This window comes from Treponema sp. Marseille-Q4523, from assembly GCF_016901105.1.
GTDB lineage: Bacteria > Spirochaetota > Spirochaetia > Treponematales > Treponemataceae > Treponema_D.
Window position 1 is genome coordinate 1 of record NZ_JAFEVM010000058.1, and the last position, 7,877, is coordinate 7,877.

Consider the following 7,877-nt stretch of genomic DNA (forward strand, 5'->3'; position numbering starts at 1 on the left):
TGTATGTACTTTTGAGCAGGAGATATAAAAGCTGTACCGGTTGTACCGGACATAGGTCCCTCGTCATAAGAAATTGCGGGACTGACTTAAGATGACTGATATATGTATTATAACCTGCTTTTCCGCAAATTTCAACGTTTCAGAGCATCGTTATAAAGCCTGCAGTTGTTTTGACCGTGTCAATGCGGCGGTTTGCGTTCATCCGCGGAATGCGCTATAATCGCGTTCGAAGTATGAGGCTTGTATGAAAAAATTTGATATGGGAGAGAGGGTTTCTCTCAAAGTCGTCGCGGTTTCCGCCGGTACGATTTTTCTCGATTTGAATGCAAAAAGCGAAGGCGTACTCGACGCGTCCGAGTTTACCGATGAAAACGGCATCTGTTCGATACATCCGGGCGATATGCTCGACGTATATTTTATCGGAAACGAAAACGGAGAAGCGCGCTTTACGACGAAGATTTCCGGCGGCAAAGCGGATAAATCGATTTTGGAAAACGCGTATAAAAACGGCATCCCCGTCGAAGGGCATGTAAACAAAGAAATCAAAGGCGGCTACGAAGTGACGATCGGAACGAGCCGCGCCTTTTGTCCGTATTCGCAGATGGGCTGGAGGCAAAAGGGAGACGCGGCGTCGTTTGTCGGAAAGCACCTTGTTTTTAAAATTCAGGAATACAAAAACGACGGCCGAGACATACTCGTTTCGAACCGTGCCGTCATGGAAGAAGCGCACGAGCGCGAACTCGAAATGCTGAAGGAAAAATTAAAAGAAGGCATGACGCTCGAAGCGACGGTCGTATCGCTGCAAACGTACGGCGCCTTTGTCGACATCGGCGGATTCGAAGCGCTCCTGCCGATTTCGGAAATCGCGCGTTCCCGCATCGACGACGTGAGCGCCGTTTTGCACGTCGGGCAAAAGCTCGACGTAAAAATTATTAAAGTCGACTGGGCGCACGAGCGCGTTTCGGTGAGCGCAAAAGAACTGCTCGCCGATCCGTGGGCGGCTGCAGCCGAAAAATATGCTCCGGGCTCGAAATACGAGGGCGCCGTTTCTCGCGTTGCGCCCTTCGGCGTTTTTGTGGAACTCGAACCGGGCGTCGACGGGCTCGTGCACATATCGGAAATGGACGGCGTCGACTCTCATACGAATCTGAGTAAAGTCTTTTCGAAGGGACAAAAGATGTCGGTGCTTATCAAAGAAGTAAACGCTCGGGAACGACGCATTTCGCTTACGCCGACGACTTCGGTCGAACAGGATAAAACGACGGCGCGTTATATGTCCGGTCAGACGGACGGCGAGGGTTACAATCCGTTTGCATCTCTTTTGAAAAAATAGCGATGTCCGATAATAACGAACTTTTGCACGCGATGATCGCGTACGACAGAGGGGATCCCAAGCGCATCCATCACTTTTTGAAAGTGTACGAATTTGCGAAGCTGATCTGTGCGGGTGAAAAGGTCGGCGACGAGCTGCGGCACATTACGGAAACGGCGGCTATCGTGCACGATATCGGCATTCACCTTGCCGAGCAAAAATACGGCAACGGACACGGACATTATCAGGAAATAGAGGGGCCGCCGGAAGCGAAAAAAATGCTCGAAGCGCTCGGTTACGATACGGCGGTAACGGAGCGCGTGTGCCGGCTCGTAAGTCTTCACCACACGTATACGAATATCGACGGAACGGATTATCAAATTCTCGTTGAAGCGGATTTTCTCGTAAACATATACGAGCACCATGAAAACGATGCGGATGATAAAGCGATGAGAGCCGAGGCGTTAGCGGTGCGCGAAAGGATTTTCCGCACGGAAACGGGAAAGGCGCTCCTCGACGAATTGTACGGATAGTGCGGGGCGTTGCGGGGGCACGAGCGAAAAAGGTTTGCCCCCGCTCGAAAGGGGTCGGGTGAAGAGCGCAGCTCTGAACCGAGGGGAAAGGCTTTTCCCCCTTAAAAAATTTTTCAGGTGATGCGAAAACCGCTCCATGCTCGATGCAAGTCGCACATGAAGCGGATCTGCTTTATTCGATGCACTGCACGAACACCGTGTCATTGCATGACAAAACATCGCATTTCTAACGTTACCTCTAAAAGCTGCGGTTTTTAGAAGCAACTTTACTTCGCTTTGTCGGGATGCCGGCTTGCAAGGAAGTTTGCATATACGGCGCCTGAAATATTGTGCCACACACTGAACACCGCGCCCGGGATCGTTGCGAGGGGATATTGCGCAAAGTGTGTTGCCGCAAGCGATGTCGCAAGTCCGGAGTTCTGCATACCGACTTCGATCGAAAGCGCTCGGCACTTCGTCGCGTCGAGGCGCAGCAATTTTCCGACGCCGTATCCCGCCGCATAGCCGAGCAGATTGTGAAGTACGACGACAACGACAACCATTGCGCCGACCGTTTTCAGGCGTCCGGAATTTGCGGACACGACACTTGCAATAATCATGATGATCGCAAGCGTTGAAATAAGCGGAAGGATGCGCACGATTTCGCGCGTCACTTTTCCGAAAAAATAATTGCACACCAAACCGAGCGCGATCGGCACGAGCACGACTTTTACGATCGACAAAAACATCGCGACGGCATTGACATCGACACGCTGTCCCGCATACAGAAGTGTCAAAAGCGGCGTCATAAGCGGCGCGAACAGTGTCGATACCGCGGTCATACCGACCGACAGCGGAACGTCACCCTTTGAAAGATAGGTCATCACGTTCGACGACGTACCGCCGGGACAAGTGCCCACGAGGATAACGCCGACGGCGATTTCGGTCGGCAGCTGAAACACCTTCGTCAAAACAAAGGCGATGAGCGGCATGAGCGTAAACTGCGCGATAAAGCCGATGATGATATCTTTCGGCCGGCTGAACACGACTTTGAAATCGCTCATCTTGAGCGTGAGTCCCATGCCGAACATGACGATGCCGAGCAGCCAATTTATCCAGCTCGTTTTGATCCAAAGACAGGTCTGCGGCGCAAACAGCGCAAGAGCGGCGACCGCGATGACGATGAGCGCCATCCACTTGCCGAAAAATGCGCTTAGCTTTTCGAGAAATTCCATACAAATACATCCTTTATGTATATTTAGCTATATTAAAGTATTTTAGCATAAATTAAACAACAATGTAAAGCGGAATGAGTGACAGCGGAATGAGTGAGAAAAATTAAGAGGTTCGATTTCGAGTTGTCGAAAATTCGGAATTCCACGTAATTTGTTAATTATTAATCAGTTGCCGTGCCTTGTCAGAGAAGCGGTGCGAACACTCTGAATATGCGACCGATGATGCGGCGGTGAACGGGCGTATTTTTATACGTTTGTTTTGTTATTTCGGTGCTTTGCGCTTTCGTCTTTTGAAAGTCGGCTTCGATCTCCGCGACAACCGGATGCTTGTAGATAAACGCGGCGTCTTCAAACTGATCGAAGAGGCTTCGGTAATCGAGATTGACCGAACCGACGACGGCCGTCGTATCGTCGGAGATGAACATCTTCGCGTGAATGAAGCCGGGCGTAAATTCATATACGCGCACGCCGTTTTCGACGAGCGTGTTGATAAACACGCGCCCCGTACAAAACGTGATAAAGTGATCGATCGTATGTGGAACGAGGAGCGTCACATCGACTCCGCGCCGAGCGGCAAAGATGAGCGCGTTCATCATTTGGTTGTCGATGATGACGTAGGGCGTCGTTATGTGCACGTATTTTTTTGCCTGCGTAATGATATAGTAATATACGTTTTCCGCGATGTCCTGATTGTTATATGCGTTATCGCTGTACGGAATGACGATCCCCGGCACATCGTATTTTTTATGACGCACATCGACATAGGTGTTGATGTCTTCTTTCGTTTCGGTAACGATATCCCACAGCTCCAAAAACATGCCGGTAAAAGAGCGCACGGCCGGCCCCGTCACGCGGATAACGGTATCTTTCCAATAGCCGTATTTATGCGTTTTGTTGATGTTTTTGTTGATGTATTGATCGCTTAAATTGATGCCGCCGGTGAATGCCGTTTTCCCGTCGACGATACAGATTTTGCGGTGGTCGCGGTTGTTGAGGTATGCGTTGAATATGGGTATGACCGGCGTAAAGATCGCCGCCTGCAAATCGAGAGAATGCAGGTATCTTCGATAGCTGCGCGGAGAAAGAGGCGCACAGCCGAAGCCGTCGTACATGATGCGGACTTCAACGCCCTCTTTGCGCTTTTCAACAAGGGTATCGAGGATCGTTCCCCACATAACGCCGGGAAAGATCGCAAAATATTCCATAAAGATGAATTTTTTTGCAGCTTTCATCGCCCGTATCATTTCGGGAAAGGCGTCTTCCCCGCTTTGATAATACGCGACGTCGCTATGCGCATACGGCAAAAAAAATGCGGAATTTTTCAAATAGGTTATGATATCGCGTATTTCCGGATAGGGCAGTTTTTCTTCTTTGTATGTGGAATTAATAATTTTCTGCGCGGCGTTTTTATCCGCACGGGAAATCTGCTTTTGCATTTTGCTCGTCAGCGTTTGATAGTGCACTAAAATGTAAAAGCAGATCCCGCTCAAAGGGAAAATAAAAATGGGAAGCAGCCATGCGAGTTTGTATTCGTTTTTGCTTTCTCTGTTTATTAAAAAAACAAAAAACACGAGACTCGCACAGAGGCTGACGGCAAGGAAGTATTCTATAGATGAGCCGAGCCACAAAAAAAATCCGACAAACAGCAAAAGCTGCAAAATGAGGAGCAGAATCATAAAGATGATCCTGCCGTAGATCAGCGATTGCACGATCGGCATGGTAAGCCATTTGTGATACTCGCTGTCTTTGCTCCGGTCGATTTTTTTTCTTCGCTTTGCCGTCATATACCCCCGATCACCGGCTTTCCGTTAATTAATAATTTTCAGCGCGGATTTCGAAAAAGCTTTGCGGATGCGCGCATACCGGACAAACGTCGGGAGCTTTTTTTCCGACGACGATATGACCGCAGTTCCGGCACTGCCAAATTCGATCATCGTCTCTCGAAAACACGAGACCGTCTTCGACATTTTTGAGCAGTTTTCGATAACGCTCTTCGTGCGTCTTTTCGATCGCGCCGACCCCTTCAAAGAGTTTCGCGATTTTATCGAAACCTTCGTCTTTTGCAACTTTCGCAAATTCGGCGTACATATCGGTCCATTCGTAATTTTCACCGGCCGCAGCAGCTTTGAGATTTTCCGCCGTTGTACCGATACCGCCGTTGAGCAACTTATACCATATTTTTGCGTGCTCTTTTTCGTTATGCGCCGTTTCTTCAAACAGTGCGGCGATCTGTTCGTATCCGTCTTTGCGCGCTTTGCTTGCAAAATAGAGATACTTCGTGTGCGCTTGAGATTCTCCCGCAAACGCCGTTTTAAGATTTTCTTCTGTCCTTGAACCTTTCAGTTGTGCCATAGCAACCTCGAATAACATAATATGAGCCGCACGCAGCGATATTTGCCGAAGCACGATCACTGCGCGAACCGTGTTTTGCAACGCAAAAAGCGGAAATGATAAAAAATTATCACGGCTTCGTTCAATGTACATAGCTGTATTGATTATACCGTGAAATACGGCATAAGGAAAGAGCAAGTCGAGAGTCGAAAAACGCTCGACGAGTTTTTCTTTTATCGGAGACGCTTGAGAATTCCTGCGCGGGGAACTTCGCGCTTCGCGCTCGTTGCAAGTCGCGCGGGGAACGTCCTTTAACGCACGGCAGGGATGCCGTGTCGTATCTTTACGAAATGATCGCGTATTTTTGCGCAGCAAAAATACGGTAGTGAGCGGTATACGGATGTACCGCGGACGGAAATCAATTTTTACCTAAAAAGGTCGGATGTCAAGTTTTGGAGCAAATACCATTACAGTTTTTTAATTTCCGCTTCCGAAAGACCGGTCATAAGGCGGATCTCAGAGAGCGGGTATTTGCGTTCAGCCATCAGCTTTGCCGTTTCCCGCTTTGCTTGATACGATCCCGCGGCGACACCGTCGCGTCGTCCTTCTAAGAGTCCGTCTCTTCTGCCTTTGCGTATTCCCCGCTCAAAACCGATCTTTTCACCCGCCATGCGTAAGTCATCTTCTCTGATATTTAAGGACATATACCAGCTCCTGAACTTTTCGTTCCGTTTCGCTTTTTCGACAAGCTCATCGATGTGCTGTGTAAAACCGCTCGTCGCCCGCCTCTCGCAAAGATACTTCAACAAGGCGCTCAATTCAGGCTCTCCCTCTTTACCGTAGGCACCCACATTATAAAATACTTTAGCGCTTTTGTCATCAAGAAAAAGCATATCGTCGGCGGTACAGATATTACGAAACTCGTAGACAGGCAAGCCTTTGCCGAAGGGATCCTGCGTACAGATAAAGATGACGTAGCTTTCTTTTAATTCCGCGTAGCTTTGTCCGCGTAAGAGGTTATCGACATCCATAAGGCTTTGGTAATAGCGCGTGCGTTTGGGAAGAGAGGGCGGAAGTGAGGTTTGTATTTCGATATCGAAGATGCGCTCGGGCTCTGAGACATAGACATCGAGGCGTATGCCCTTGCTTTCGTAAAAGGGTGCTATCGTTTTTTGCAGCGAGGGATATTCTATTTTACCGACTTTGATGTGCAATAAACGCTCCAATACGCCTTTACAAATTCTTTTGTTTTTCATGACGGTACCGAACATAAAGTCGTCGGTAAAGGAGAGTTCTTCGACGGGTTTATGGGTATATTCCATAGCTGCACCTTCGGTTATTGAGATAGTGCGGCAAGAGAGCCGCTGAACTATATATCGCCTGCAAAGTGATAAATTACGCGGTTTTTTATAAAAATAAACGGATGCACCGCAAAAGCCGACTGCGATTCCTTATGAGGATACAAAGCACGGCATTTACGGTGCGCTTTGAGATAGACGCTCGCAAATCCTGCGCGGGAAACTTCGCGCTTCGCGCTCGTTGCAAGTTGCGCGGGGAACTTCGCTCGATGTACGGCACGGTGTCGCCTTTCGTCCCCGTTGAAATGGAAAACTCAATATCGCCTCATTACCGAAATTATGCATTATCCATTACACATTACCCATTAAAAATTGATTTCCGTGTGTACCGCGAACGACCACTGCTCGAAATTATTTTTTAAGTCTGAAGGTGAAAAACGGCCGAACCGTTTTTCTTTTATAGGAGACGCGCATAATTCCTCCGCACTGCTCGGAATTATGCGCTCTTGACTATTTATCCGATAAGCAATACTATAACAAAACATACGACGCGGGGTAGAGCAGTTGGCAGCTCGTCGGGCTCATAACCCGGAGGCCGCAGGTTCAAGTCCTGCCCCCGCTAAACTGCTGATTGCTTGTGTTACAAGAAATTAGCACACTACTAAACCCACACAGGTAGGGCTTAGCGTGATTCAAATTACTAATTTAAGTAAACACTTTAAGTAAAGTAGTTTACGGTCTTAGTGAGGTGAATATGGCTAAGCCCTATCTGATTTTTAGAGCCCATACCGGATTTTATTACGCTCAAATCCGTCTCGCAGATGGAACTCTTTCCAACAACAAATCTACTGGCTGTAAAAATCGTACAGAACTGAACGCAAGGTTATGGAATGGATTGTAACCGGAAATATTCCTGTCCGAGTAAACAGCAAGGACTCCAAAGTTCAGAGTATCGATAAAATCAGACTCTTCAACAATTTGCGTTCTGCTGATTTTGATGCAGAAGATATCGAAACAATCATCAAGATCCTGACAGAAAGAAACTATCTCTACTCGGCTGTTCCAAAATCTTCCAAAGGCAGTATCCCGATTGAAGACTTCCTTTGATATAATAGTTGCAAAAAATTATAATGAATTGATTAAAGAAAAAGCATGTTCATTTTTTGTATCTATTGATAAATGCTTGAAG

Annotated in this window: 7 protein-coding genes and 1 tRNA gene; 4 read left to right on the plus strand and 4 right to left on the minus strand. The window is 47.9% G+C overall.

The annotated features are described in order from the left end of the window. The first annotated feature begins 244 nt into the window (after window positions 1-244). Both JSQ97_RS12210 and JSQ97_RS12215 read left to right on the plus strand, forming a co-directional pair. On the plus strand, window positions 245-1,333 hold the full coding sequence (locus JSQ97_RS12210) for a 30S ribosomal protein S1 (protein ID WP_205076298.1): 1,089 nt from the start codon (window positions 245-247) through the stop codon (window positions 1,331-1,333). 2 nt (window positions 1,334-1,335) lie between these two features. Beyond that, window positions 1,336-1,845, plus strand: a complete 510-nt coding sequence (locus JSQ97_RS12215) for an HD domain-containing protein (RefSeq protein WP_239447138.1) — start codon at window positions 1,336-1,338, stop codon at window positions 1,843-1,845. A gap of 266 nt (window positions 1,846-2,111) precedes the next feature. Here the strand turns inward: JSQ97_RS12215 and JSQ97_RS12220 are convergent, their stop codons facing one another. From JSQ97_RS12220 to JSQ97_RS12235, 4 genes are all read right to left on the minus strand, one after another. Continuing rightward, window positions 2,112-3,059, minus strand: coding sequence for a bile acid:sodium symporter family protein (locus JSQ97_RS12220; protein WP_205076299.1), 948 nt, complete (start codon window positions 3,057-3,059; stop codon window positions 2,112-2,114). A 182-nt stretch (window positions 3,060-3,241) separates the two neighbouring features. Continuing rightward, the gene (cls, locus tag JSQ97_RS12225; RefSeq protein ID WP_205076300.1) at window positions 3,242-4,843 is read right to left on the minus strand and encodes a cardiolipin synthase; all 1,602 of its coding nucleotides are present in this window, start codon (window positions 4,841-4,843) and stop codon (window positions 3,242-3,244) included. Window positions 4,844-4,871: 28 nt separating this feature from the next. Beyond that, window positions 4,872-5,411 (minus strand): rubrerythrin, encoded by a 540-nt coding sequence (rbr, locus tag JSQ97_RS12230; protein WP_205076301.1) that lies wholly within the window; start codon window positions 5,409-5,411, stop codon window positions 4,872-4,874. A 446-nt stretch (window positions 5,412-5,857) separates the two neighbouring features. Next, a complete protein-coding gene (locus JSQ97_RS12235; protein ID WP_205076302.1) occupies window positions 5,858-6,712 on the minus strand; it encodes an Rpn family recombination-promoting nuclease/putative transposase in 855 nt (284 codons plus the stop codon). Window positions 6,713-7,237: 525 nt separating this feature from the next. Between JSQ97_RS12235 and JSQ97_RS12240 the strand changes: the two genes are divergently transcribed. After that, window positions 7,238-7,310, plus strand: a tRNA-Met gene (locus JSQ97_RS12240). A gap of 263 nt (window positions 7,311-7,573) precedes the next feature. Further along, window positions 7,574-7,795: a hypothetical protein gene (locus JSQ97_RS12995; RefSeq protein WP_239447139.1), complete on the plus strand. Its 222-nt coding sequence runs from the start codon at window positions 7,574-7,576 to the stop codon at window positions 7,793-7,795. Window positions 7,796-7,877: the final 82 nt, after the last annotated feature.